The sequence below is a fragment of the Streptomyces sp. NPDC018045 genome (assembly GCF_044327445.1).
In the GTDB taxonomy this organism is placed as follows: Bacteria; Actinomycetota; Actinomycetes; order Streptomycetales; family Streptomycetaceae; genus Streptomyces.
This window is the reverse complement of sequence record NZ_JBIRFL010000009.1, coordinates 206,689-227,662: the sequence shown is the minus strand read 5'-3', so window position 1 is coordinate 227,662 and position 20,974 is coordinate 206,689. Positions and strand designations below refer to the sequence as shown.

Below are 20,974 nucleotides of genomic sequence, written 5' to 3'. Positions count from 1 at the left end.
ATCCTCACCCCCGCGCACACGTTGAGCGAACCAGACGGCCGCCACCGCACGGCCGCGTCCGAGCGGCCCCGGCCCGACCCACGGGAGGCAACTGTGTACGGCGATCCGGCGACCATCCGCAGGATCCTTCAGGACTCCGGCACCACCTGGGCCGTCGTGGGCCTGTCCCGGAACGAGAACCGCGCGGCGTACGGCGTCGCCGACGTCCTCCAGCGGTACGGCAAGCGCATCGTCCCGGTCCACCCGAAAGCCGAGCCGGTCCACGGCGAACAGGGCTACCCGTCCCTGGCCGCGATCCCGTTCCCGGTCGACGTCGTGGACGTCTTCGTCAACAGCGACGCGGCAGGCGGCATAGCCGACGAGGCCGTGGACATCGGGGCCAAGGCGGTCTGGTTCCAGCTCGGCGTCATCGACGAAGCGGCGTACGACAAGGTCAGGGCCGCCGGTCTGGACATGGTGATGGACCGTTGCCCGGCCATCGAGATACCCCGCCTGGGCTGACGCGCCGGGCATTCCGCCGCCACGGGACCTCTTCCCCGGGAAGCGCCATTGGTGGAAAGCACCGTGGCAAGCGGTCGCAACGACATCAGCGGGACGCGGCCGCGGGGAGGGTTCGATGCGGACGACACAGCGGACGGGCTTCGCGACGTTCGTCTGCGCGTTCGCTCCGGAAGGGCCGCGGGCGGGCTCGATCATCTTCGCTGCACCGCCACCAGCGAGGTGTGGCGCTCGTTCCGGGAGTGTTCGTCGGTCACCCACGGGGTGGGCGCCGAGGCCGGGCGGAACCGGATCCAGCCGGCGGGGACCGTGCGCCGCCCTGGCCTCGCCCCCGCTCCCAGCCCCGCTCCGCCGGTACGAACGCCTCAGCGGTGCCGCTCGATGAGCGTGCGGGCCATGTCCTGCGCCCGCCGGGCGGCCTCGGTGTCGCCCTCGGCCGCCGAGATGATCGACCCCTTCATGAGGATGTGCCAGGAGCGGGCGAAGTCCTCGGTGTCCCGGAGCCCGGCCTCCTCGGCCAGGGACCGCACGATGGCGCGGATGTTCTCCAGGTAGCCGATGCTCGCTCTCCCCAGCGGGTGTTCCCGGCCCATCTCCAGCAGCACGTTGATGAAGGTGCAGGCGTCGAAGTCGGGCAGGCGGAACCACTCGTCGAACACATCGAAGACGGCGAGGAGCCGCCCCTCCGCGTCCGTGCCCCGCCCCCGGGCGCCGGCCTCCACGAAACCGCGGGTCCAGCGCTCCTCGCGGCGTTCGAGGAACGCCAGCACCAGGGCGTCCTTCGAGGGGAAGTTGCGGTAGAGCGTGGCCTTGGCCACACGGGAGCGGGCGATCACCTCGTCGACGCCGACCGCGCGGATGCCGCGCCGGGAGAACAGCTCGTAGGCCGTCTCCAGGATGCGCTCGCGTGCCTGGGCGGGCGGACGGACTGCCGGCACCGTGCCTTCGGCGGCCGTCGCGTCCCCTGGAGCCATCGTGTCCCCCTGACAACGTGGGCGGTGATTGTGGACAGGCTCGTCCGACCCTGACACGGTAAGGGCATGGCCCCTGAGACAGAACTGTCTGGCCCGGACTTCCTGAACATCTTGACGGTCCGCACCCGTCTGCACGGCGACCGGGCGGTGCTCCGCCCGAGAGGAGAGATCGACTGCGCTTCCGTACGCCTGCTCGACCAGGCCCTGGCCGGGCTGCCGGCGATGACCAGCAGCGTCACCCTGGACATCGCCGAGGTCACCTTCATGGACTCCGCCGGCCTGCACTTCGTGGAGCGCCTGCACGCCTTCGGCCACCGGCGCCGCATCCTGGCCCGCACCCGTAACTGGGGCAGCCAGCCGAGCCGACTACGGGAAGTCGCCCGGCGCCCCTGACCTTCCCGGCCCGGAATCTCCCCCCTTCGGCGGCACGGTCCGTACGGCGCCGGGTGGTCACCCCGGGGTGCCGGCGGCTAGCGTCCGCGCATGGAAGGAGTCCAGGCAGTCTTCGATCCCTGGTCGCCGGGTTTCGTCGCCGACCCGTACCCCGCCTACGCCGAACTGCGTGCCCGCGACCGGGTGCACCACTTCGAGCCCTCCGGCCAGTGGCTCGTCCCGCACCACGCGAACGTCTCGGCCCTGCTCCGCGACCGCCGGCTGGGCCGTACCTACCGGCACCGCTTCACGCACGAGGAGTTCGGGCGCGACGCGCCGCCGCCGGAGCACGAGCCGTTCCACGTCCTGAACGACAACGGGCTGCTCGACCTGGAGGCGCCCGCCCACACCCGTTGTCCGCCGGCTGGTCGCGAAGGCGTTCACGCCCCGTACGGTCGAGCGGCTGCGGCCGTACGTCGAGGACCTGGCGGACCGGCTGGTCCGGGATCTGGTCGCGGACGGCGGCGGGGACCTCGCGGCGCGGGTCACGGAGCCGCCGCCGGTCGCGGTGATCGCCGAGATGCTCGGTGTGCCGGAGGGCGACCGGCCTCTGCTGCGGCCGTGGTCGGCCGCGATCTGCGGCGTGTACGAGCTGAACCCGTCCGCCGACACGGCCCGGCGGGCGGTCGCCGCTCCCCGTGAATTCCTCACGTATCTGCGGGAGTTGATTGCCGTCCGGCGGGCGGGCCCGGGGGACGACCTGATCTCCGGGCTGATCGCCGCGTACGACGAGGGTGCGTCGCCCAGTGAGCAGGAGATGGTCTCCACCTGCGCCCCGCTGCTGAACACGGGGCACGAGGCGAGCGTCGACGCCACGGTCAACGGCTGGTACGCGCTCTTCCGCAACCCGGCGCAACTGGCGGCCCTGCGCGCGGATCCGGCCGGGCTGCTGCCCACGGCCGTCGAGGAGCTGCTGCGCTACGACACCCCGCTCCAGCTCTTCGAACGCTGGGTGCTGGACGACATCGAGATCGACGGCACGGTCGTCCCGCGCGGCAGCGAGGTGGCGCCGCTCTCCGGCTCGGCCAACCACGACCCGGCGGTCTTCGCCCGCCCCGAGGAGCTGGACCTCACCCGTAAGGACAACCCGCACCTCTCCTTCGGCGCCGGCGTCCACTACTGCGTCGGCGCTCCCCTGGCCCGCCTCGAACTGGCCGCTTCGCTGGCGGCGTTGCTGCACGGGGCACCGTCCCTGCGGCCGGCCGCCGTGCCGGAGCGCAAGCCGAACCTCGTGACGCGGGGACTGCGCGAGCTGCTGGTCGAGGTGTGACGGCCCCGCACCGGGACTCGCCGGACAGCGGGCCGGGGCCGGCGGTTCCGGGAGCGGCGGTCCGGGCGGTGCCGGTCTCTCGGGCGGGCTAGCCGGCCCCGCCACCCACCGCTTCTTCCGGTACGTACACCACCCACACCTGGCCGGACGCGAACTTGAGCGGCACCCCCGACGCGGTGGTGACATCCGTACCGCCGTCGGCGGACGGCCGTGACCAGCGGGCTTCGTACGCCTTGCCGTCGCGCAGCACCCGCGCGGGTCCGGAGCCGGTGGTCTCGGTGTACGGGGAGGGGGCGCCCCAGCGGTCGTGGTAGCGCGAGGGGCGGATCCGTACGCCCTGGACGACGACCGTGGGGGCGGCGAGCCGCTGCCCGGAAGCGGTCTTGGCCGGTGTGCCGTCCATGGACACCAGCCAGCCCCGCCGCTCCGCCGACCAGTCGAAGGAGAAGCGGGCGGCCGGATAACGGGCCGTGTACGAGGACGTGGCGCGGCCGCCCGACGGAGCGGCGCCGAAGCGGAATCCGATGTCGCGGGCGGTGCTCGCGCCAGGGGCCGCCTTCAGGGCGCGTTCGGGGCGGAGGTAGAGGTTGTGCGGCGCCGAGCGGTCCCGGTCGCGGAAGTAGGCTTCGCCGGTCCTGCCCGGCGGCTGCGGGTACAGCGGGGCCGCCTCGACGACGGGCTCCAGTTTCGCCTGCGTGCCGGAGTAGGCGAAGGCGGGGCGGCCGAACTGGCGCAGCAGTTCCAGGTCCGACTCGCGGGCGCTGCGTACGGGGCCGACGGCCGACGGCAGCCGGGAGGAGTAGACGGCCAGCAGCCGCGACAGCCCCGACTCGACCCGCTCCACGTAGACGATGTCGGCGGCGTCGAGGCCCGTCTGGGGGCGCGCGGCACGTACGTTGTCGATCTTCACGGCGATCACCGGGGCGGCCCGCGCGGCCTTCCCCGTGAAGGGCGAACGCCCGTCGGGCGTACCGCCCTGCTGACAGCCGCTCGACACGCCGGCCAGCAGGGCGCAGAGCAGTGCCGCTCCCGCCCGCACCGTACGCTTCTTCGTTCGCACCGCCGACCTCCCGTCAGTGCCGCCCCGTCCGTCGAGGACACCACAGGAACGGCCGCGTGGCGAGAGGGCGCAGGCGGGCCGGGCGCCCGACGCGGTCCCGGGCGGCCCGGTGGGCGCCGGGCCGCGGCGCGATGGCATGCTGACGGCGTGAACCGACCCGAGATCCACTTCGCTGTCGCCCCCGAGCTGCGGCTCTTCGTCTCCGCCGGCCGACGCCAGGGGCGGACCGCCCTGCTCACGGACGGGACGTCCACCCTCGGACACGTCGTGGAATCGCTCGGTGTCCCGCTCACCGAGGTGGGCCGCCTGCTCGTGGACGGGCGGGAGGTGCCGGTGTCGCATGTGCCGCGGAACGGCGAGTCGGTCGAGGTGGGCGCGGTCGAGCGGCCGCAGGAGGTGCCGGGCGCCCCGCTGCGGTTCCTGCTCGACGTGCACCTGGGGACGCTCGCGCGGCGCCTGCGGCTGCTGGGCGTGGACGCGGCGTACGAGAGCGAGGACATCGGCGACCCGGCCCTGGCCGCGCGGTCGGCTGCCGAGCGGCGGGTGCTGCTGTCCCGGGACCGCGGGCTGCTGCGGCGGCGCGAGAACTGGGCGGGGGCGTACGTCTACAGCGACCGCCCCGACGAACAACTGCGCGATGTGCTGGGCCGGTTCGCGCCGGAACTCGCGCCGTGGACCCGGTGCACCGCCTGCAACGGCCTGCTCCGGGAGGCGGCGAAGGGCACCGTCGAGGAGCGGCTGGAAGGCGGTACGCGGCGTACGTACGACGTGTTCGCCCAGTGCACCGCCTGCGACCGCGTGTACTGGCACGGCGCGCACCACGCGCGGCTGGAGGCCGTCGTCGCCGCCGCGGTACGCGAGTTCGGCGGCACCGCGGCACCACAGGGCGGCGCTGCCGCCCACGGGTGAGACCGGGCGGAACACCGCCCCGAGGCCCTGGCCCCGCGCTCGGCCCCGGTCTCTCAGGACGCTTCGGTGGCCGCCCCCGTGGCCGCTGTGCCGTGCCCCGGCTCCACCGGCAGCGCGGCGTCCGCCCCGGCCTCCAGGGCGGCCAGGGCCATGAGCTCCCTGGACGTCACGCCCTCGGGCACCGGTACCGGCGCCGGGGTGCGCAGCGGCGGCTGCCAGCCCGCTTCCGGGTCCCAGGAGCGGACGACCCTGGCGGGCGCCCCGGCCACCACCGCGTGGTCGGGGACCTCGCCCCGTACGACCGCGCCGGCCGCGACCACCACGTTGCGGCCGAGCCGGGCACCCGGGAGGATCACCGCCCCGGTGCCCACCCAGCTCCCCGGGCCGATCGAGACGGGCTCGCTGCGCGGCCACTGCTTGCCGACCGGCAGTTCGGGGTCGTCGTAGCTGTGGTTGGTGGTCGTGACGTACACGCCGGGGCCGAAGAAGCAGTCGTCGCCGATGGTCAGCCGGACGTCGGCGATCACATGGCTGCCGCGGCCCAGAACGACGCCGTTGCCGAGGGTGAGGATCGGGTCGGTGCCGAGGTCGAGGTCGGGCATCATCCCGGCGGTCAGCGTCACGTCCTGGGCGATGATGCAGTACTCTCCTATCTCGATCCACGGGTCGCCGAAGACGGTGCCCTGCGGGAAGGCCAGCCGGGCGCCCGCCCCCAGGCGGCGGAAGCGGTACGGTCCCGGGCGCTCGGCGGTGACGGCGCCCGCCTCCCGTACCCAGCGCGCTCCGCGGTGCACCGCGCGGGACACCGCCCGGCGGCGCCACGCCGCCACGGATGAGAACACGTTCTTCTTCGGCACCCGCTCACCGTACTCAGGCCGGTGTGCCGACCGCCCCGCCACCCCCTGTGATCTTCACCCCACCGCCGGGCGCCGGCCCCGCCCGGCAGCGGTCCGGCGCCGACGGGACAGCGTCCGGCGGCCCGCCTATCGTTGGGGCATGGAACCCGCCGCGCAGGCTGCCGAGGGCCGTCGCGAGTCGGCCGAGGAGCGCGCCGACCGGCGGTGGAACGAGCTGCTGCAAGAGGTCAGGGTGGCCCAGACCGGTGTGCAGATCCTCTTCGGCTTCCTGCTGACCGTCGTCTTCACGCCCCGTTTCCCCACCCTCGCGGCGCCCGAACGGGCCATCTACGTGGTGACGCTGTGCCTGGGCGCGGCGGCCACCGGCGCTCTCATCGGCCCGGTCGCCTTCCACCGGTTCGTCACCGGGCGCAACATCAAGCCGCAGACCGTCGTCTGGGCCTCCCGGCTGACCATCGTCGGCCTGCTGCTCCTGCTGGCGACCATCATCTCGGCGTTCCTGCTCATCCTGCGCGTCGCGCTGCACGACAGCGCCGTCCCGTGGATCGTCTCGGGCCTGGTCGCGTGGTTCCTGCTGTGCTGGTTCGCGCTGCCCGCCTGGGCGCGGCACCGGTACGCGGGTGACAGGTGAGCGCCACCGTGCCGCGCCCCGCGTCCGCACCGTGTCGAACGGCGGGGCGCGCGAACCCGGGATACCGTCCACATCACAGGTGACCGGGCCACCACGGTGTGCTCACACCCTGTCGATCCCCGAGGAGCTGCCATGATCCGGGCCCTGGCCTTCGTCTGCACCCTGCACCCCTCCCCCACCTCCTCCAGCAGCCAGTTGCTGGCGGACCAGGTACTGGCCGAGCTGGGCGGCCTCGGGGCACAGTGCGAGTCCGTACGCGTCGCCGACCACGACATCCGTCCCGGTGTCGCCGTGGACATGGGCCACGGCGACGCCTGGCCGGGGCTGCGCGAGAAGCTCCTGGCCGCCGACATCGTGCTGCTGGCCACCCCGATCTGGCTCGGCCACCCGTCCAGCCTGTGCCAGCGGGTGCTGGAGCGGATGAACGCCGACATCGCCGAGACCGACGAGCAGGGACGCCAACTGATGTACGGCAAGGTCGGCGCGGTGGCCGTCGTCGGCAACGAGGACGGCGCGCACAAGGTCAGCGCCGATCTGTTCCAGGGCCTGAACGATCTCGGCTTCTCCCTGGCGCCCAACGCCGTCACGTACTGGGTGGGCGAGGCACAGCACGGCACGGACTACCAGGACCTGGACGAGCGGCCGAAGGCCGTGGCCGCCACGACACGCACACTGGCCGTGAACGCCGTGCACCTGACGCGGCTGCTGCGCCAGTACTCCTATCCGCCGTCGTCGTGAGGACGGCGGCCGGTCAGTGGCCGCGCCGGCCGCGCCGTACGGGCCCCAGCACGGCGCACACCGCCGCGCCCGCCGCTGCCGAGGCGGCCGCCACGAGCACGGGGTGACGTGCGAGGGCCGCCTGGGGTGACCGCGGGTGGGAGCTGTCGTCGAAGACGCCATGCGCGCCGTGGTCGGTGCCGTCGGGGCCGTCCGCCGGGTGCCACAGGTTCTCCGGCCGGTCCGGGCCCGCCTGTTGGTCCCTCTGCTGCGAGGCGTAGCCCGTACGGGCGAGATAGCGGTCCAGGAGGGCGGGCGCGACCCGGTTGCCCAGGATGGACGCCACCGTGGAGCAGCCGACGTAGTACTGCTTGCGCCGCGGGTGGTCCGCCGCGTGCAGCACGGCCCGGGCGGCGACCTCCGGCTGGTAGACCGGGGCCACCGGCCGGGGGGACTTCGGCAGCCGGGACAGCACCCAGTCGAACTGCGGCGTGTTGACGGCTGGCATCTGGACGACGGTGATCGCCACCCGGCTGCCCTGGTGCAGCAGTTCGGTGCGGACGCTGGACGTGAAGCCGTTGATGGCGTGCTTGGCGCCGCAGTACACCGACTGCAAGGGTACGGAGCGGGCGCCCAGGGCCGAGCCGACCTGCACGATCGCGCCGGCGTCGCGCGGCAGCATCCGCCGCAGCGCGGCCCGCGTGCCGTTGACGAACCCCAGGTACGTCACTTCGGTGGCGCGGCGGTACTCCTCCGCGTCGACCTCCGTGAACGGCGCGAACACCGTGCTGAAGGCGTCGTTGACCCACACGTCGATCGGCCCGAAGGCGTCCTCCGTCGCCTCGGCGGCCGCTTCGACCTGGTCCGCGTCGGCCACGTCGGTGGGCAGCACCAGGGCCCGGCCGCCGCGCTCCTCGACCTCGGCCGCCGCGGCGTCGAGTCCGGTGCGGCCGCGGGCGACCAGCGCGACGTTCGCGCCCCGCGCGGCGAACAGCCGGGCGGTCGCACGGCCGATGCCGGCGCTGGCGCCGGTGATGACGACGGTCTGCGGCCCGGGCCGGTCCGGGCGGCTCACCGGGCACCGCGCGAGGCGCCGCCGAAGAGGCGGGCGAGGGCGCGGAAGGGCAGGGTGACGACGGTCGCGATCGCGTTCCCGATGGCACGGAACACATCAGCGATGGCGCTGAGCATGGGAACCTCCTTGGGGTGCGGATATGGCTGCGGCCGGATGACTACGGCAGTGGTGTGCCGCCGGTCGCGTTGACGATCTCCGCGGTGATGTAACCGGCCTGCTGGGACGCGAGGAAGACATAAGCGGGCGCCATCTCCACGGGCTGGGCGGCCCGCCCCAGCGGGCTCTGCTTGCCGAACTCGGTGGTGTCCGGCAGCGTCGACGGGATCAGCGGGGTCCACACCGGCCCGGGGGCCACCGCGTTGACGCGGATACCGCGTTCGGCGAGGTCACCGGCGAGTGCGTGGGTGAAGGTGACGATGGCGCCCTTGGAGGTCGCGTAGTCCAGCAGATGCGGGCTCGGCCGGTATGCCTGGACGGACGTCGTGTTGATGATGCTGCCGCCCTCGGGAATGTGCGGCAGCGACATCTTGGAGAGCCAGAACATGCCGTACAGATTGGTGCGCATCACCCGGTCGAACTGCTCCGTGGAAATGCCCTCGATACCCTCGGACTGCGCCATCTGATAAGCCGCGTTGTTGACCAGGACGTCGATACGGCCGAATGCGCGCACCACCCGGTCCACCAGATCGCGGCACTGCTCCTCCACGCGGATGTCGCACGACACCGCGAGGGCCTGCCGGCCCGCCTCCTCGACCAGCCGGACGGTTTCCCGCGCGTCCTTCTCCTCTTCTTCCAGATAGGTGAAGGCGACGTCCGCTCCTTCCCGGGCGAAAGCCAGCGCGACCGCGCGTCCGATGCCCGAGTCACCGCCGGTGATCAGCGTACGGCGGTCCCGCAGCCGTCCGGTGCCCTCGTACGACGTCTCGCCGTGGTCGGGCCGCGGCGCCATGTCCTCCGTCGCGCCGGGATGCGGCTGGTCCTGCTGGGGGAATTCCGGCTTCGGGTGTTCGTCCACGGGATTTCGCTGGTCGTTCCCGGTCATCGTGGATACCTCCAAACGCGTGTATGTCTACGCGGTACCCGTCCTGCCGCCGGGAACACGTGACGTCTTCACTCCTCCCCGGCGCCTTTCCGGTCCGTGTGCCGCGGGACAATGAACGCTAATGAACGCTCCGGAAAAGCGGTGCCTGCCGAAGAGTTCACAAAAAAGGGAGGCGCCGCGGGCGTCGCGTACGTACGGGTCGAGCCGGAGGAACCGGACGGCATCGCGCCGGCCGGTCCAAGGCGCAGGCCCGGCCAGTACGAACGCGCCACCGGGGCCGGCGTCCAGGGCCGGTCCTCGATGGCGCGTGCCGCTCTCGTCCAAGCGCTGTCCGGAGACGGCAGCGACGGCGGCCGGCGCTCCGCGAAACCGTCCTGACCTGCGGCGGAGCCGACCCGGCCGGACGGCGCGCCGAGGGCCGTCGGCGGGCGCTCAGCGCGAGAGGTCGGGGTCGTCGACGATGTGCACCGCGGCTTCCTCCGCCGATGCCGCCCCGCCGTCGATCCCCACGTCGCGGCCGATCTCGTCGTTGCGCAGCCGCAGGGCGTCGCCCTCGTCGGTGCCGGTCATCCGCCCAGCACGCTTGTCGCCCACCTGGCGGTCGACAGGCTCGCCGTCGGCGTCCTGCTGGTCGCCGATGCCGTCGCCGTCCGGCGGTTCGACGTCCGGTTCCTCCTCGGCGAGCCGTTCGTCGAGGCTCTCGCCCTCACGCTGTTCGTTGGCGGTGGTGCCCGTCCGGTTCACGGCCAGCGGCTTTTCGGGAGGCGAATAGCCCTGGTCCAGCATCTCGTCGTAGTCCGGTTCGTCGAGAGCGTCTTCCATGTCGAGTTCGTCGGACGTTCCCTGATTGTCGGACGCGGACGGCTGATAGACCTCGTCGCCCATCGCTTCATCGGACATGACTGCTCTCTTTCCAGCGCGGTGCCGGTTTCCCGCCCGCGGCGGGCTTCTCGGTACGGCCCGCCGCGGGCGGGGCATACTCCGGCGATGTCGGTGACGGTCGTTTCGGGTGCTTACGCGGTCGCGCTCCTCGCTATCGGCTGAGCCCCAGTGATTCCACGATGCGCTGTGCGTTCTCGTACCGCTCGTTCTCCGGGAGGCGCTCGGCCAGGGCGACCAGCCGGTCCGGCGCGTTGTTCTGCCGGAGAGTGCTGATGATGGTGGCGCGGTCGGCCGGGTACAGACCGCGGCGCAGGTGCTGGGCCATTTCGGTACGGATTTCCACGGCTTCCGGTGTCATACCGTCCGGAACACTGCCCGGCGCCGTGGTCCCGGCGGTCCGGCTCACCGCGGGCTGGTCCTCGCCCGACGGTTCCAGTTCGTGGTCCTCTTCGGCGCGCAGTGCGCGGTCGGCCTTCAATTCTCCCTGGAGTTCCTTCTTCATCATCTCGTCCCGGGCCGGGCCGGCCTTGTTCGTACCGTGATCCATTGCTTTTCTGCCTCCAGGACTCACCGATTTCTTTCCGTCCCCGCCCCGCACGTCCAAGCCCTCCCGTGCCATGCGTTACGGGGTGCCCGTTGGCCCTTTCGCGAAACAGCCCGAAGCCGAGAGCGAACGAGGGGAGCGCACGCGCCCCGGGCGCCCAGGTCCGGGTGCCGGCCCACCGGTCAGCCGGATCCGGGCCGGGCGAACGGGCCGGAGTCGGCGGATCCGCCGATGATCTGCCGGGCGACCTCGGTGAGCTTGCACTGGTGCGCACGGGCATGGCCGCGCATCGCCTGGAACGCGTCGTCGACGGTCCGGCCCTGGCGCTCGGCGAGCACGCCCTTGGCCTGCTCGATGACGACCCTGCTGTCCAGGGCGGTCTGGAGCTGGCGCGTGCGGTCCCTGAGCTCGTGCAGGTCCCTGCGGTACGCCAGCCCGATGGCCACGGCGTCGGCCAGTGCCTGCCCGGTCGTGACCTCCCTGCGAGCCAGCGCCCGGTGCTGGTGGAAGAAGTTGAGGGAGCCCAGCCGCCGGCTCCGGTAGCGCACCGGCAGGGCGGTGGCCGCGCTGAAGCCCTCGTCCAGCGCCTCGGTGGTGAAGCGCGGCCAGCGGGCCCGGCAGTCCGGGTGGCCCAGCGGTACGTCGGTCAGGCTTCTGCCCGTATGCCAGGCGTCCCGGCAGGGGCCCTCGTCGAGGGCGACTTGGAGGCGCTCCAGGCGGGTGGCCCTGGCGCCGAAGCCCACCGCCAGGGCCGGCCGCTCCCGGTCGCAGGCCATCAGCACACCGCCCGCCTGCACCCCGGGGAGCCGTAGGCAGTACTCGGCGAGCCGCTCCACGGGGCCCGCCGCGTCCTGCCCGGCGGCCGGGTCGGCGAGTTCGAGCAAGGCGGCGATCAGCAGTTCTTCCCGGTCCGACGCTGACATGGCGGGGCTCCCTTCGACAGGCCGTACCAGCGGCCGCGGCTCCGGGGCGGGCGCGCCACCCTGGTATGTACCTCGGGTATCCCGGAACCGGCCGGTGAAAGCTCCTGGTGGGGGCGCGGGCGTGCACCGGGGCGCGCGGTCCGTGGCCCGCGCCGGGGCGCTGCGCCGTCGCGGGCGCCCGCGAGTCCGCCCGCCCCGCGGAGTCCTCCCGTCCGGTGCACGGGACGGCTGCCCCGGCGGCACACGTCCGGCAGGGCTGCGACTCGGGCGCTAAAACGGGCCGGAAGGGGTACCCGCACCGACATGCGCTTAGCCGTCCTCGACGCCGGGTCGAACTCCGTACATCTGCTCATCAGCGAGGTGGTCGGCGGCGTGCCGCTGCCCGCGCACTCCCTGAAGGGTCCGGTCCACCTGGCCGAGCACGTGGCCACGGACGGGACGGTGCCCCCGAAGGCGGCACGGCGGCTGGCGGCGGCGGTGGCGCGGGCCCGGGAGCAGGCGGGGCAGTGGCGGTGCGACCGGCTGTTCGCGTACGCCACGGCGGTCGTCCGGGACGCCGCCAACCGCGACGAGGTGCTGGAGACGGTGCGGGCCGGAAGCGGGATGCGGCTGGCGGTGCTGCCCGGTGAGGTGGAGGCGGAGCTGACGTTCCGGGCGGCGCGGCGCTGGGTCGGGCTGCAGGCCGGTCCGATGGCGCTGCTGGACATCGGCGGGGGTTCGCTGGAGGTCGCGTTCGGCCGCGGCGCCCTGCCGGACTTCGCGTTCTCACTCCCCCTCGGCGCGGGGCGGCTGACCCGCGAGTTCCTGCCGGGCAAGGGCAGACCCGGCCGTACGGCGCTGCGGGAGCTGCGCCGGTACGTACGCGCCACGCTCAAGGACGTGGCGGCCCGGGTGCGCTGGGAGGAGCCGCACACCGTGGTGGCCACCTCCCGGATGTTCCAGCAGCTCGCCCGGTTGTGCGGAGCCGCGCCCGGCCGGGACGGCCCGTTCGTCGCGCGCCGGCTGGCCCGTACCGACCTGAAGGAAGCGGTGCGGGAGCTGTCGGCGCTGACCGCGGCCGAGCGGGCGGAACTGCCGGGTATCTCGGCCGCCCGCTGCCGCCAGGCGCCGGCCGGGGCCGTCGTCGCCCACCAGGCGATGAAGAGCATGGGGATCGACGAGGTCGTCCTCTGCCCGTGGGCGCTGCGTGAGGGCGTGCTGCTGCGTCATCTGGAGCAGGGCGGCCAGGACTGGTGGCCGGGTCCGGGGCCTCGGCACGAGGCCGCCGGGAGGGGCATCGCGTCCGGCAGCGGCACGTCGCCACGCGTCCCGCGCCAACTGCCGCTCGGCCGGGCGCCGGCCGACTGAGGACGTGGGTCCGTACGGGCCGGTGCCACGGTCGCGAGCGTCCCGTTCCGGAGGCCAGGCCGCGCTCAGGGCCCGGCAGCGGCCTTCCCGCGTCCGGAACCGTACTGCACCATCCATGCCGAACCACACCGGGCGTTCCGCGCCCCGTGCCGGAGACATCATGTACCTGTCGAACTACCACATCGCCGACCGCCTCGTGATCGAGGTTCCCGAGATCATCGACATCGCCAACACCGGCCAGGTCGCCGCCGGCCTCCAGGGCCTGCTGCGCGAACCCGAGGCCAACGGGGTCGTCATCGACCTGCGCGCCCCCATCATCACCGTGGCCGGACTACAGACCCTGCTGAGCTGCCAGCGGACCGCGCGGGAGCACGGCGTGACGCTGAGCGTGGCCGCGGACCGCCCCATGGTCCGCAAGGCGTTCCGCCTCACCGGCGTGCACCGCACCATCCCGCTGCACAGCTCGCTGGAGGACGCCCTCGCGGCATAGCCGTACGGGACATCGCGTCCCGGCCGCCACACAAATGGTGTGTTTACCGACGGGGGCGGTGAGTTACCCGTCCCCCACCCTTCCGCAAGCGGCCGCCGGAAGGCAGGCGCCGGGCCGGTTGAGACCACAGCCGCCGGCGCCGCTCCTCACGTCCGGCCACCGGCCGGTCAGGAGGACGGCCCGTGACCATGGCGCCGGGGAAGCCGCTGGGGCGCACCGGTCCTGAGGACCAGCGGGTGGGCGGGCAGCCTGGTCAGCGGCGGGGAGTGCCGGTAGCGGTCGATGGAGGCGGCCCGGCCGTAGGGACTCTGCCGGCGGTGCGGCCGACCGCGGCCGGTCGTGTCCGGCAGCTCGGCCGAGGGCGGCCGGTGGGGCCGGCGGGGGCGGAGCATGGCGTCTTCGTACCGGCCCAGGGCAATCACGAGTCCGAGCATCGCCAGAGGCCAGAGGGCGGCGAGCAAGGGCATGGCCGCTCCCTTCCTTGCCGGTCGTACACGCTGGCTGGAGCTTCACGTCGTCTGTCGGGTCACCCTGCGAAGACACGGCAAACCACCGGGTCGGCGCGACCACTCCACCGGGCCCGCGCGCGGCGGTTTTTCCGGACGGCGTCCACGGGGCCGGCCGGACGAGCAACCGGCAGGTCAGCGCGGTGCGCCCGGCCGACGGCCGGCTCCCGCCCCGGCCCGGAAAGCTGTTCGACGACTTGCGCGGACGCACCGCCCGTGCGGCCCGGCCCGTAGCGCGGAGGGGCCGACCGGCGGCAGCACGAAGGGGCCGCCATGAAGGGGCCGGCCAGTGATCAGAAGCGGTGCGTGGGTGGCCGGGATCAGTCCAGCCGGGTCAGATCGGGCCGCAGCCGGTGCCAGGTCGGCTGCCGGAGGCGGCCGGCCGGGGTCCAGCCGGAGAAGGTGACCTCGGCGACGAGCCGCGGCTCCGCCCAGCGGGCACCCGGCACGTCGACCGTGTCCATGAAGGGCGAGGTGTCCCGCCGTACGACGTCCAGGTACCCGGCGAGTTCCCGGCGTTCCCGGCCGGAGAGCCCCGACCCCACCGAGCCGACGTACCGCAGCCCGCCCGGCTCGTCCGCCCCCGCCAGTACGGCGCCGGGCAGCCCGGCGAGACCGCCGCGCCCCTCCGTCCAGCCGCCGATGACCACGTCGAGGGTCACCAGATGCTTCGTCTTGCGCCACTCGGACGACCGGACGCCGGGCGCGTAGCGGGACGTCAGCCGTTTGGCGACGACCCCCTCGAAGCCGGCGTCCAGGGTCGCCTCCCAGGTCGCGCGCGCGTGGCCGGTCACGTACGACGGGACCGACCAGTGCGGCCCGTCGTCGAGTCCCAGCCCGGACAGGACGGCGCGGCGGTCCACGTACGGAAGGGTCAGCAGCGGCTGCCCGTCGAGGCGCAGGACGTCGAACAGGACGAGGTGGACCGGGTGGTCCGTGGCCAGAGCGGCCGCGCGGCGCCGGCTCGTGACGCCCATCCGGCGCTGGAGCAGCCCGAAGTCCGGCCGCCCCGCGGCGTCCAGGACGACCACCTCGCCGTCGAGGACCGCCGGCCGGTCCCGCAGCCGTTCACCGAGCGGTGCCAGCTCGGGGTAGGTCGCCGTCGCGTCGTTGCCCGCCCGGGTGATCAGCCGCAGCGTCCCGTCGCCCGGCGCGTCGGCCAGGCACCGGGCCCCGTCCCACTTCGCCTCGAACGCCCACTCCCGCTCCTCCCCGGCAGCGGGCAGCGGGCCGGGGGTGGCCAGCATGGGGCGGAGGGCGGACGGCGCCGTGGACGCAACCATGCCCCCGATGATCGGCCGCCGCCCCGCACCCGGCCACCGGGCGCGGGTGACCCGTCGGGCCGTTACCGGCCCTGTGCCACCGCGCGATGGCTCTCGGCCAGCTCGACGTACATCGTGGCGTTGAGCCGGATGCCGTCCCGCTCCTCCTCGGTCAGCTCCCGCCGGACCTTGGCGGGCACCCCGGCGACCAGCGAGCCCGGCGGCACCCGCATCCCCTGCGGCACCAGCGCCTGCGCCGCGACCAGCGACCCGGCCCCGATGTGCGCGCCGTTGAGCACGGTGGCACCCATACCGATCAGTACGTCGTCCTCGACCGTGCAGCCGTGCAGGACGGCGTTGTGCCCCACCGAGACCCGCTCACCGACCGTCACGGGGAACCCGGGGTCGACGTGCACGGTGCAGTTGTCCTGGATGTTGCTGTCCGCGCCCAGCACGATCGGCCCGCAGTCGGCGCGCAGCACCGCGTGGTACCAGACACCGGCCCCCGGCCCGAGCGTGACGTCGCCGATCACGACGGCGGTCGGCGCCGTGAAAGCCGCCGGATCGACCGACGGTTCCTTGCCGCCCACACCCGCGATCAGTGCTCGCTGTTCCATGGCCGTACTCCTCGTCGCCGGACCGTTCGCGCCTGGGGGCACAGTAGGCGAAGGGATGGCGGGCGCCGCGGGCGGGACCGCGATCACGCGGCGCACGGGGCCGTGGCTCCGGGTCGGGGGCCGGGCGGGGGGCTCAGGAATTCGGCCGGGTCTCCATCGCCACCGGCCCGAGCATCTGCTCGCTGATCCAGTGCAGCGACTCCGGCATCCGCTGGATGTACGTGTGACCGCTGTGCTTGCCGTCGGGGATCTCGAACAGCGTGTGGTGGACCGGGCCGCCGGTGTGCTCCCGGATGAACTTCTTCACGTACGGCACCGCCTCTTCCTTCGAGCCCAGCTCGAAGGCGAGATAGACCTCGGGGCCGCCCCTGGCCTTGAGCTGCTCGGCGAGCAGGCGCGGGTCGTTGGCGCGCTTCTCCGCGGGGTGCCCGTTCCACATCGGCGAGTCCGGCACGGTGTCGGGCCCGTTCGCGATGACGGCCTTGAACTGCTTCGGGTGCTTCAGCACGGCTTTCAGGGCGGCGAAGCCGCCCGAGGAGGACCCCATGAAGGCCCATCCGTCGCGGCTGTCGTACGTGCGGTAGTTGGCGCGGGCGAAGGCCGGGACGTCCTCCGTCAGCCAGGTGCCCATCTTCGGCTGCCCGGGGATGTCACTGCCGTCGTGGTACTTCTTCTTCGGGTTCAGGACCGGCATCACCAGGATGAACGGCAGCGTCTTGCCGGACTGCGACCATTCGGCGATCTTCTCCTCAAGCTTGAAGTCGCCGCCGATCCAGTAGTTCTTCGGGTATCCGTACGCGCCGGGCAGCGCTATGAGGACCGGGAAAGCGCTCTTGGCGTACTGCGGCTGGTTGTACTGCGGCGGCACCCAGGACCATATCTCGCCGGTGAACCCGGACTTCTTCCCGTGCCAGCGGGTCCTGACTATCTTCGTCCCGTCGTCGCCGGTGGTGCGCTCCGTCTCGAAGTGTGAGCGCGGCCCGGTGGGCTGGACGACCTTGGCGGTGCCGCTGCTCGCCTCGCGCGCCTGCTGCCGTAGCTGCGGCACGTGGGAGGCGTCGACCTCGTCCCGGTCCTTGGTGCCGCAGCCGGCCACGAGCCCCATCGCCATCAGACTCACGGCGGCGACGGCCGCGGTACTGGTACGCAGGCGCTTCATCGGGACGAACTCCTTGCAAGACTCGTGTCCGGCGGGGGCAGCGGGCGCCGCCTCCACCGCTCCAGGCGAAAGACAACAGAATAAGATCAGCCGACCGGCCGTCCGCGGCTCCCCCAGGGGTGCCGGTCCGGCCGCCCGCCGGCGGCGGCACGGTCGCGCACACCGTCGTACGCCTTCCAGGCTTATGGATGTCGAACAGGCGGGTTCAGGTTCCCTCGATCGGTATGCCGGTTTGCGGTTGATTCGCGCACCGGCTCTCGGCATCGTGTTTTTCCGACCGGCGACAGCGCGGCACGAGGTGGTGCCACGGACGGGGTGACCGATGAGCGCAGGGGCCGAGGGCCCGCCGCCGCCCGGGTTCACGGGGCGGGCCGTGGAGCACAGCGCACTGCGCGGGCTGCTCGCCCGGACGCCGCTGGTGACCGTGACCGGGCCCGCGAACGTGGGGAAGAGCACACTGGCCCGCGCCGTCCTGGAGGAGGCCGCGCGGGGCGCCGGCCGCCCCGGCGGCGGTTTCGTGCGGGTCGGCTGCCGGGAGGACGTGGACGAGTCGGGCGTGACCGCGGCCCTCAACCGGGCGGCGGGCCTGCCGTACGACACACCGGCGCAGACGCTGGCCGCCCACTGCGCCGGGCGGGGCCTGACCGTCCTCCTGGACGACTGCGATCCGATGGCCGGCGCGTGCGCCTGGCTGGTGCGGCAGTTGCTGCGCACCGGGACGGACGCGGGCGCGGCCTCCCGGGCGAGGACCGGCGCGCGGGCCGGACTGCGGATCGTGGCCACCGCGCGGCAGCCTCTGGGGCTCGGCGCGGAACGGATCGTCGCGGTACGGCCGCTTCCCGTGGCGCCCGTCGGCGGGCCGCTGTCCGCACCGTACGACGCGACCCGCGCTGCGGTCGTCGCCCCGGGCACCCGCCCGGTCGGACCGCCCCGGCCGGTGCCCCCGCCGACCGCCGCTCTCGGCCCCTGCTCCCCCGCGGACCGTCTGGTGTGGGCGCGGCTGTCCGTCCTTCCCGGGGACTTCGACGGCTGGCTGGCGGGGTGCGTAGCCGGTCGCAGTGACGTTCCTGCACCGGAGGTCGAGGCCGCGCTCGAACGCCTGCGCCGGGCCTCCGTCCTCGCCCGGCCACGGCAGTCCCCGGGCACCGGCCCACACCCCGCCCCCGGAGCCGAATCCGCCCTCACCTGCCCACCCGACCGGCCGCCGCACCCGCCCCGCTACCGCCTGCCCGCCGCCGCCCGTGCCCTGGGGCTCGCGCACCTCCGAGCGGCGGGCGAGGAGGCCACGGCGCTGCGCGCCTTCCGGATGGCCTGCGCGGCGCTCGCCGCCGAGGCGCAGATCGCCTGGCAGGGCCCCGACCGCCGGGCGGCCCTCCACCTGGCCGAGACCGAGCGGCACAACTTGCGCGCGGCGCTGACCCTGCCACCGCAGGACGCGGAGGACGCCCTCACCGCGCTGGAGACCGCCGTCTCCCTGTGGTTCCGCTGGGCCGTCTGCGGGCGCCGGAGCGAGGGGCGCGCCCACCTCGCCCGGCTGCTGCGGCATTCCCGGGGCGACACCGCCGTACGGGCCCGGGCCCTGTGGCTGGCGGGCTGGCTCGCCACGCAGGACCACGCCCACCGCACCGCCGAGGCGCTGCTGGACCGGGCCGGGCGGGCGGCCGCGCGGCACGCCGACCCGGACACGCTGGCCCGCGTCGCACACGCCCGCGGCGTCCTCGCGCTCCGCCTCGCGGACACCCGTACCGCCGTCGCCTGCCTGCGGCGCGCGGCCGAGCACACGTATCAGGACGCCTGGTACGGGCCCGGGCCCGCGTACAGCCAGGCCCTGCTCGCCATCGCCCTGGCCGCGCCGGGACCGGCCGAAAGCCCCACCCCGGCGGCGACCGGCGCCACCACCACGGGCTCCGGCACCGCCGCCGCCCCCATCGCACACGACGAAGCCCGCAGCGGCCCCCTCCCGGGGACCCGCTGCGGGCTCCACCTCATCTGACGGGACGTCCGCCCGTCACTCCGCCATCGCGTCGGCCGGCTGGGCCGCGGCCACCTCGCGCCGGGCCGCCGCCTTCGCCGCGCGCCGCTTCATCACGAGGAACGAACCGACACCGAACAGCACCGCGGCCACCAGGCCCAGCCAGGAGAACCGCTTGAGCCAGGACTCGGCGACGACACCGACGTAGTAGATCAGCGCGGTGGTGCCACCGGCCCAGACGACACCGCCGAGCACGTTGGCGATGAGGAACTTCCAGTACGGCATTTTCAGCACACCCGAGAGCGGACCGGCGAAGATGCGCAGCAGGGCGACGAAGCGGCCGAAGAAGACCGCCCACATGCCCCACTTGTCGAACTTCTCCTCCGCCATCGCCACCTGGTCGGGCCCGAAGTGCTTCGGGAACTTCCGCCCGGCCCAGTTGACCAGCGGCTGTCCGCCCTTGCGGCCGATCAGATAGCCGATGGAATCCCCGATGATCGCGCCGGCGGACGCGCAGGCGCCGAGCACCAGCGGATCGATGTGGTCCGTCGTCGCGGCGAGCAGCGCCGAACTCACCAGGACGATCTCACCGGGCAGCGGAATGCCGAGGCTCTCCAGGCCGATGACCACCCCCACCAGGAGGTACACGCTCACGGCCGGTACCGTCTCCAGCCACTCCATCTGCAACGCCGCATCCTCCACTAGGTGTAAGGCCCCCGTGGGCCGCCGCCCGGCGTCCGGCGACGCCGTCGATGATCGCGTTTCCCCCGTGTCCGCGCGCCACGGCGCGCCCGGGAAGCCTACTCGATCTCTTCGGGCCGCCCCGCCGACCGGCGGCACGCCCCCGGCCCGCCGCGGCGGACGCGACGGGCCGGGGTGACGCACCGGTCGGCGGGCCGTTGACCGGGCCTTTTCTCCGTATGAGCGCTCTGTACGGGCGCATGCGGGCGCGAGCGCTCCCCACAGGTCTCGCTGTACGAGACGCACCTCGGCGGTGTGGAGTTGCCTGGGGCCTTGAGGAATGTGCGCGCGAACCACTGCGTGGCACGGATCTCCCCGGAGCACGCGTACGCGGATGCGGTTGCGGTTGCGGTAACAGTGCGGACAGGACGACGCGGCCGGTCCGGACCGCGGGCCCCGGCACCGTACGCGGCGGGCGGCGCCCGGGCTCTACGCGGCGGGGTTGTTCGGGCGCAGCGTCCACACGATGGTCATCTCGCCGGTGACCGCGCCGTCCTCCCTGGTGATGGTGACGTTCACCGGGAACTCCGGCCGTTCCCCCGCGTCGAGCCGGGCGACGATGTCGGCGGCCGGCCGGCCGAGTTCGGCGGTGGCGGTGACCGGGCCCATGGCGAGCTTCTTGTAGCCGATCTCGGCCCGTACGGCGAGCGGCACGGCCCGCGAGAGCTGGTCGCCGAAGGCCGCGAGCACGATCGCGCCGCTGGCCGACTCGGCGAGCGTGAACATCGCGCCGGCGTGCGGGCCGCCGACGTGGTTGTGGTAATCCGCCTGGTCGGGCAGCCGGACCACGGCCCGCTCGGGGCTGGTCTCGGAGAATTCGAGGTTGAGCGTACGGGCCATCGGCACGGTGGCCGCCATCATTTCGCCGATCGACGGCTTGGTCTCGGAGGACATGACGGCATGTTACCTGCGAGTAGCTTGCCGGGGAAGCCCCGCCCGGCTTTCCGGCCCGCAGGTCCCGGCGCCTATCGTGGTGGCTCATGTGGCCAGGTCAGCAGCCGCCCGGAGGCGAGCAGAACCCGTATCCCGCGCGGCGCGCGGTCCCGTGGCGGCCCCAGGGGCGTCC

At 73.6% G+C, this 20,974-nt stretch carries 24 protein-coding genes and 1 pseudogene; 10 read left to right on the top strand and 15 right to left on the bottom strand.

Annotated features, from left to right (window positions below; all coding sequences use genetic code 11):
• Nucleotides 1-93: 93 nt before the first annotated feature.
• Nucleotides 94-501 carry a CoA-binding protein gene (locus ACH4EB_RS22385; protein ID WP_398349308.1) on the top strand — a complete coding sequence of 136 codons (408 nt, stop codon included), beginning with the start codon at nucleotides 94-96 and terminating at the stop codon, nucleotides 499-501.
• 362 nt (nucleotides 502-863) lie between these two features.
• Here ACH4EB_RS22385 and ACH4EB_RS22380 read toward each other — a convergent pair whose 3' ends face one another.
• Nucleotides 864-1,472 (bottom strand): TetR/AcrR family transcriptional regulator, encoded by a 609-nt coding sequence (locus ACH4EB_RS22380; protein ID WP_398349307.1) that lies wholly within the window; start codon nucleotides 1,470-1,472, stop codon nucleotides 864-866.
• Between the two features lie 66 nt (nucleotides 1,473-1,538).
• Between ACH4EB_RS22380 and ACH4EB_RS22375 the strand changes: the two genes are divergently transcribed.
• Both ACH4EB_RS22375 and ACH4EB_RS22370 read left to right on the top strand, forming a co-directional pair.
• Nucleotides 1,539-1,865, top strand: coding sequence for an STAS domain-containing protein (locus ACH4EB_RS22375; RefSeq protein WP_398349306.1), 327 nt, complete (start codon nucleotides 1,539-1,541; stop codon nucleotides 1,863-1,865).
• A 90-nt stretch (nucleotides 1,866-1,955) separates the two neighbouring features.
• A pseudogene (locus ACH4EB_RS22370) lies at nucleotides 1,956-3,174 on the top strand (cytochrome P450).
• A gap of 88 nt (nucleotides 3,175-3,262) precedes the next feature.
• Here ACH4EB_RS22370 and ACH4EB_RS22365 read toward each other — a convergent pair.
• Complete coding sequence (locus ACH4EB_RS22365; protein WP_398349305.1) at nucleotides 3,263-4,234, bottom strand: DUF3048 domain-containing protein; 972 nt, start codon at nucleotides 4,232-4,234, stop codon at nucleotides 3,263-3,265.
• 147 nt (nucleotides 4,235-4,381) lie between these two features.
• Here ACH4EB_RS22365 and ACH4EB_RS22360 point away from each other — a divergent pair, with 147 nt between their 5' ends.
• Nucleotides 4,382-5,143 carry a Mut7-C RNAse domain-containing protein gene (locus tag ACH4EB_RS22360; protein WP_398349304.1) on the top strand — a complete coding sequence of 254 codons (762 nt, stop codon included), beginning with the start codon at nucleotides 4,382-4,384 and terminating at the stop codon, nucleotides 5,141-5,143.
• 53 nt (nucleotides 5,144-5,196) lie between these two features.
• Here ACH4EB_RS22360 and ACH4EB_RS22355 read toward each other — a convergent pair whose 3' ends face one another.
• The gene (locus ACH4EB_RS22355) at nucleotides 5,197-6,000 is read right to left on the bottom strand and encodes an acyltransferase (RefSeq protein WP_398349303.1); all 804 of its coding nucleotides are present in this window, start codon (nucleotides 5,998-6,000) and stop codon (nucleotides 5,197-5,199) included.
• Nucleotides 6,001-6,139: 139 nt separating this feature from the next.
• Here ACH4EB_RS22355 and ACH4EB_RS22350 point away from each other — a divergent pair, with 139 nt between their 5' ends.
• Together ACH4EB_RS22350 and ACH4EB_RS22345 are read left to right on the top strand one after the other, a co-directional pair.
• Nucleotides 6,140-6,631 carry a DUF6328 family protein gene (locus ACH4EB_RS22350; RefSeq protein ID WP_398349302.1) on the top strand — a complete coding sequence of 164 codons (492 nt, stop codon included), beginning with the start codon at nucleotides 6,140-6,142 and terminating at the stop codon, nucleotides 6,629-6,631.
• A gap of 132 nt (nucleotides 6,632-6,763) precedes the next feature.
• Nucleotides 6,764-7,369: a flavodoxin family protein gene (locus ACH4EB_RS22345; RefSeq protein ID WP_398349301.1), complete on the top strand. Its 606-nt coding sequence runs from the start codon at nucleotides 6,764-6,766 to the stop codon at nucleotides 7,367-7,369.
• Between the two features lie 13 nt (nucleotides 7,370-7,382).
• Here ACH4EB_RS22345 and ACH4EB_RS22340 read toward each other — a convergent pair whose 3' ends face one another.
• The 3 genes from ACH4EB_RS22340 to ACH4EB_RS22330 are packed head-to-tail and all read right to left on the bottom strand — an operon-like array spanning nucleotide 7,383 to nucleotide 9,465.
• Nucleotides 7,383-8,423 (bottom strand): SDR family oxidoreductase, encoded by a 1,041-nt coding sequence (locus tag ACH4EB_RS22340; RefSeq protein WP_398349300.1) that lies wholly within the window; start codon nucleotides 8,421-8,423, stop codon nucleotides 7,383-7,385.
• Nucleotides 8,420-8,539 carry an LPFR motif small protein gene (locus tag ACH4EB_RS22335; protein WP_398349299.1) on the bottom strand — a complete coding sequence of 40 codons (120 nt, stop codon included), beginning with the start codon at nucleotides 8,537-8,539 and terminating at the stop codon, nucleotides 8,420-8,422. The genes ACH4EB_RS22340 and ACH4EB_RS22335 overlap by 4 nt, the downstream gene beginning before the upstream one ends.
• Before the next feature lie 41 nt (nucleotides 8,540-8,580).
• Nucleotides 8,581-9,465: an SDR family oxidoreductase gene (locus tag ACH4EB_RS22330; protein ID WP_398349298.1), complete on the bottom strand. Its 885-nt coding sequence runs from the start codon at nucleotides 9,463-9,465 to the stop codon at nucleotides 8,581-8,583.
• 141 nt (nucleotides 9,466-9,606) lie between these two features.
• On the opposite strand from ACH4EB_RS22330, the gene ACH4EB_RS22325 reads away from it, so the two are divergent.
• A complete protein-coding gene (locus ACH4EB_RS22325; protein WP_398349297.1) occupies nucleotides 9,607-9,843 on the top strand; it encodes a hypothetical protein in 237 nt (78 codons plus the stop codon).
• A gap of 54 nt (nucleotides 9,844-9,897) precedes the next feature.
• Here ACH4EB_RS22325 and ACH4EB_RS22320 read toward each other — a convergent pair whose 3' ends face one another.
• The 3 genes from ACH4EB_RS22320 to ACH4EB_RS22310 all read right to left on the bottom strand — a co-directional run bounded on the left by ACH4EB_RS22320 (nucleotide 9,898) and on the right by ACH4EB_RS22310 (nucleotide 11,814).
• Nucleotides 9,898-10,365, bottom strand: a complete 468-nt coding sequence (locus tag ACH4EB_RS22320) for a DUF5709 domain-containing protein (protein ID WP_398349296.1) — start codon at nucleotides 10,363-10,365, stop codon at nucleotides 9,898-9,900.
• A 133-nt stretch (nucleotides 10,366-10,498) separates the two neighbouring features.
• Nucleotides 10,499-10,894, bottom strand: a complete 396-nt coding sequence (locus ACH4EB_RS22315; protein ID WP_398349295.1) for a DUF2795 domain-containing protein — start codon at nucleotides 10,892-10,894, stop codon at nucleotides 10,499-10,501.
• A 179-nt stretch (nucleotides 10,895-11,073) separates the two neighbouring features.
• Nucleotides 11,074-11,814 carry an ANTAR domain-containing protein gene (locus tag ACH4EB_RS22310; protein WP_398349294.1) on the bottom strand — a complete coding sequence of 247 codons (741 nt, stop codon included), beginning with the start codon at nucleotides 11,812-11,814 and terminating at the stop codon, nucleotides 11,074-11,076.
• 303 nt (nucleotides 11,815-12,117) lie between these two features.
• Here ACH4EB_RS22310 and ACH4EB_RS22305 point away from each other — a divergent pair, with 303 nt between their 5' ends.
• Nucleotides 12,118-13,161: a Ppx/GppA family phosphatase gene (locus ACH4EB_RS22305; RefSeq protein WP_398349293.1), complete on the top strand. Its 1,044-nt coding sequence runs from the start codon at nucleotides 12,118-12,120 to the stop codon at nucleotides 13,159-13,161.
• 115 nt (nucleotides 13,162-13,276) lie between these two features.
• Nucleotides 13,277-13,651: an STAS domain-containing protein gene (locus tag ACH4EB_RS22300; protein WP_398349292.1), complete on the top strand. Its 375-nt coding sequence runs from the start codon at nucleotides 13,277-13,279 to the stop codon at nucleotides 13,649-13,651.
• Nucleotides 13,652-13,818: 167 nt separating this feature from the next.
• Here the strand turns inward: ACH4EB_RS22300 and ACH4EB_RS22295 are convergent, their stop codons facing one another.
• The 4 genes from ACH4EB_RS22295 to ACH4EB_RS22280 form a co-directional block, all read right to left on the bottom strand.
• Nucleotides 13,819-14,118 carry a hypothetical protein gene (locus ACH4EB_RS22295; RefSeq protein ID WP_398349291.1) on the bottom strand — a complete coding sequence of 100 codons (300 nt, stop codon included), beginning with the start codon at nucleotides 14,116-14,118 and terminating at the stop codon, nucleotides 13,819-13,821.
• Between the two features lie 359 nt (nucleotides 14,119-14,477).
• Nucleotides 14,478-15,440 (bottom strand): non-homologous end-joining DNA ligase, encoded by a 963-nt coding sequence (ligD, locus tag ACH4EB_RS22290; protein WP_398349290.1) that lies wholly within the window; start codon nucleotides 15,438-15,440, stop codon nucleotides 14,478-14,480.
• Nucleotides 15,441-15,502: 62 nt separating this feature from the next.
• Nucleotides 15,503-16,036 (bottom strand): gamma carbonic anhydrase family protein, encoded by a 534-nt coding sequence (locus ACH4EB_RS22285; protein WP_398349289.1) that lies wholly within the window; start codon nucleotides 16,034-16,036, stop codon nucleotides 15,503-15,505.
• Between the two features lie 133 nt (nucleotides 16,037-16,169).
• The gene (locus ACH4EB_RS22280) at nucleotides 16,170-17,195 is read right to left on the bottom strand and encodes an alpha/beta hydrolase (protein WP_398349288.1); all 1,026 of its coding nucleotides are present in this window, start codon (nucleotides 17,193-17,195) and stop codon (nucleotides 16,170-16,172) included.
• Nucleotides 17,196-17,517: 322 nt separating this feature from the next.
• Here ACH4EB_RS22280 and ACH4EB_RS22275 point away from each other — a divergent pair, with 322 nt between their 5' ends.
• Nucleotides 17,518-19,188 carry a LuxR family transcriptional regulator gene (locus ACH4EB_RS22275; RefSeq protein WP_398349287.1) on the top strand — a complete coding sequence of 557 codons (1,671 nt, stop codon included), beginning with the start codon at nucleotides 17,518-17,520 and terminating at the stop codon, nucleotides 19,186-19,188.
• A 15-nt stretch (nucleotides 19,189-19,203) separates the two neighbouring features.
• Here ACH4EB_RS22275 and ACH4EB_RS22270 read toward each other — a convergent pair whose 3' ends face one another.
• Both ACH4EB_RS22270 and ACH4EB_RS22265 read right to left on the bottom strand, forming a co-directional pair.
• The gene (locus ACH4EB_RS22270; RefSeq protein ID WP_398349389.1) at nucleotides 19,204-19,848 is read right to left on the bottom strand and encodes a DedA family protein; all 645 of its coding nucleotides are present in this window, start codon (nucleotides 19,846-19,848) and stop codon (nucleotides 19,204-19,206) included.
• Nucleotides 19,849-20,337: 489 nt separating this feature from the next.
• Nucleotides 20,338-20,802, bottom strand: a complete 465-nt coding sequence (locus ACH4EB_RS22265) for a DUF4442 domain-containing protein (RefSeq protein ID WP_398349286.1) — start codon at nucleotides 20,800-20,802, stop codon at nucleotides 20,338-20,340.
• Nucleotides 20,803-20,974 lie beyond the last annotated feature (172 nt).

What these genes read in the sequence shown, in the direction of transcription:
- ACH4EB_RS22350 (WP_398349302.1), top strand. Translation starts at nt 6,140, where the DNA reads ATGGAACCCGCCGCGCAGGCTGCCGAGGGCCGTCGCGAGTCGGCCGAG.
- ACH4EB_RS22315 (WP_398349295.1), bottom strand. Translation starts at nt 10,894, where the DNA reads ATGGATCACGGTACGAACAAGGCCGGCCCGGCCCGGGACGAGATGATG.
- ACH4EB_RS22380 (WP_398349307.1), bottom strand. Translation starts at nt 1,472, where the DNA reads ATGGCTCCAGGGGACGCGACGGCCGCCGAAGGCACGGTGCCGGCAGTC.
- ACH4EB_RS22320 (WP_398349296.1), bottom strand. Translation starts at nt 10,365, where the DNA reads ATGTCCGATGAAGCGATGGGCGACGAGGTCTATCAGCCGTCCGCGTCC.
- ACH4EB_RS22285 (WP_398349289.1), bottom strand. Translation starts at nt 16,036, where the DNA reads ATGGAACAGCGAGCACTGATCGCGGGTGTGGGCGGCAAGGAACCGTCG.
- ACH4EB_RS22275 (WP_398349287.1), top strand. Translation starts at nt 17,518, where the DNA reads ATGAGCGCAGGGGCCGAGGGCCCGCCGCCGCCCGGGTTCACGGGGCGG.
- ACH4EB_RS22280 (WP_398349288.1), bottom strand. Translation starts at nt 17,195, where the DNA reads ATGAAGCGCCTGCGTACCAGTACCGCGGCCGTCGCCGCCGTGAGTCTG.
- ACH4EB_RS22375 (WP_398349306.1), top strand. Translation starts at nt 1,539, where the DNA reads ATGGCCCCTGAGACAGAACTGTCTGGCCCGGACTTCCTGAACATCTTG.
- ACH4EB_RS22345 (WP_398349301.1), top strand. Translation starts at nt 6,764, where the DNA reads ATGATCCGGGCCCTGGCCTTCGTCTGCACCCTGCACCCCTCCCCCACC.
- ACH4EB_RS22270 (WP_398349389.1), bottom strand. Translation starts at nt 19,848, where the DNA reads ATGGAGTGGCTGGAGACGGTACCGGCCGTGAGCGTGTACCTCCTGGTG.
- ACH4EB_RS22295 (WP_398349291.1), bottom strand. Translation starts at nt 14,118, where the DNA reads ATGCCCTTGCTCGCCGCCCTCTGGCCTCTGGCGATGCTCGGACTCGTG.
- ACH4EB_RS22335 (WP_398349299.1), bottom strand. Translation starts at nt 8,539, where the DNA reads ATGCTCAGCGCCATCGCTGATGTGTTCCGTGCCATCGGGAACGCGATC.
- ligD (WP_398349290.1), bottom strand. Translation starts at nt 15,440, where the DNA reads ATGGTTGCGTCCACGGCGCCGTCCGCCCTCCGCCCCATGCTGGCCACC.
- ACH4EB_RS22265 (WP_398349286.1), bottom strand. Translation starts at nt 20,802, where the DNA reads ATGTCCTCCGAGACCAAGCCGTCGATCGGCGAAATGATGGCGGCCACC.
- ACH4EB_RS22300 (WP_398349292.1), top strand. Translation starts at nt 13,277, where the DNA reads ATGCCGAACCACACCGGGCGTTCCGCGCCCCGTGCCGGAGACATCATG.
- ACH4EB_RS22330 (WP_398349298.1), bottom strand. Translation starts at nt 9,465, where the DNA reads ATGACCGGGAACGACCAGCGAAATCCCGTGGACGAACACCCGAAGCCG.
- ACH4EB_RS22310 (WP_398349294.1), bottom strand. Translation starts at nt 11,814, where the DNA reads ATGTCAGCGTCGGACCGGGAAGAACTGCTGATCGCCGCCTTGCTCGAA.
- ACH4EB_RS22305 (WP_398349293.1), top strand. Translation starts at nt 12,118, where the DNA reads ATGCGCTTAGCCGTCCTCGACGCCGGGTCGAACTCCGTACATCTGCTC.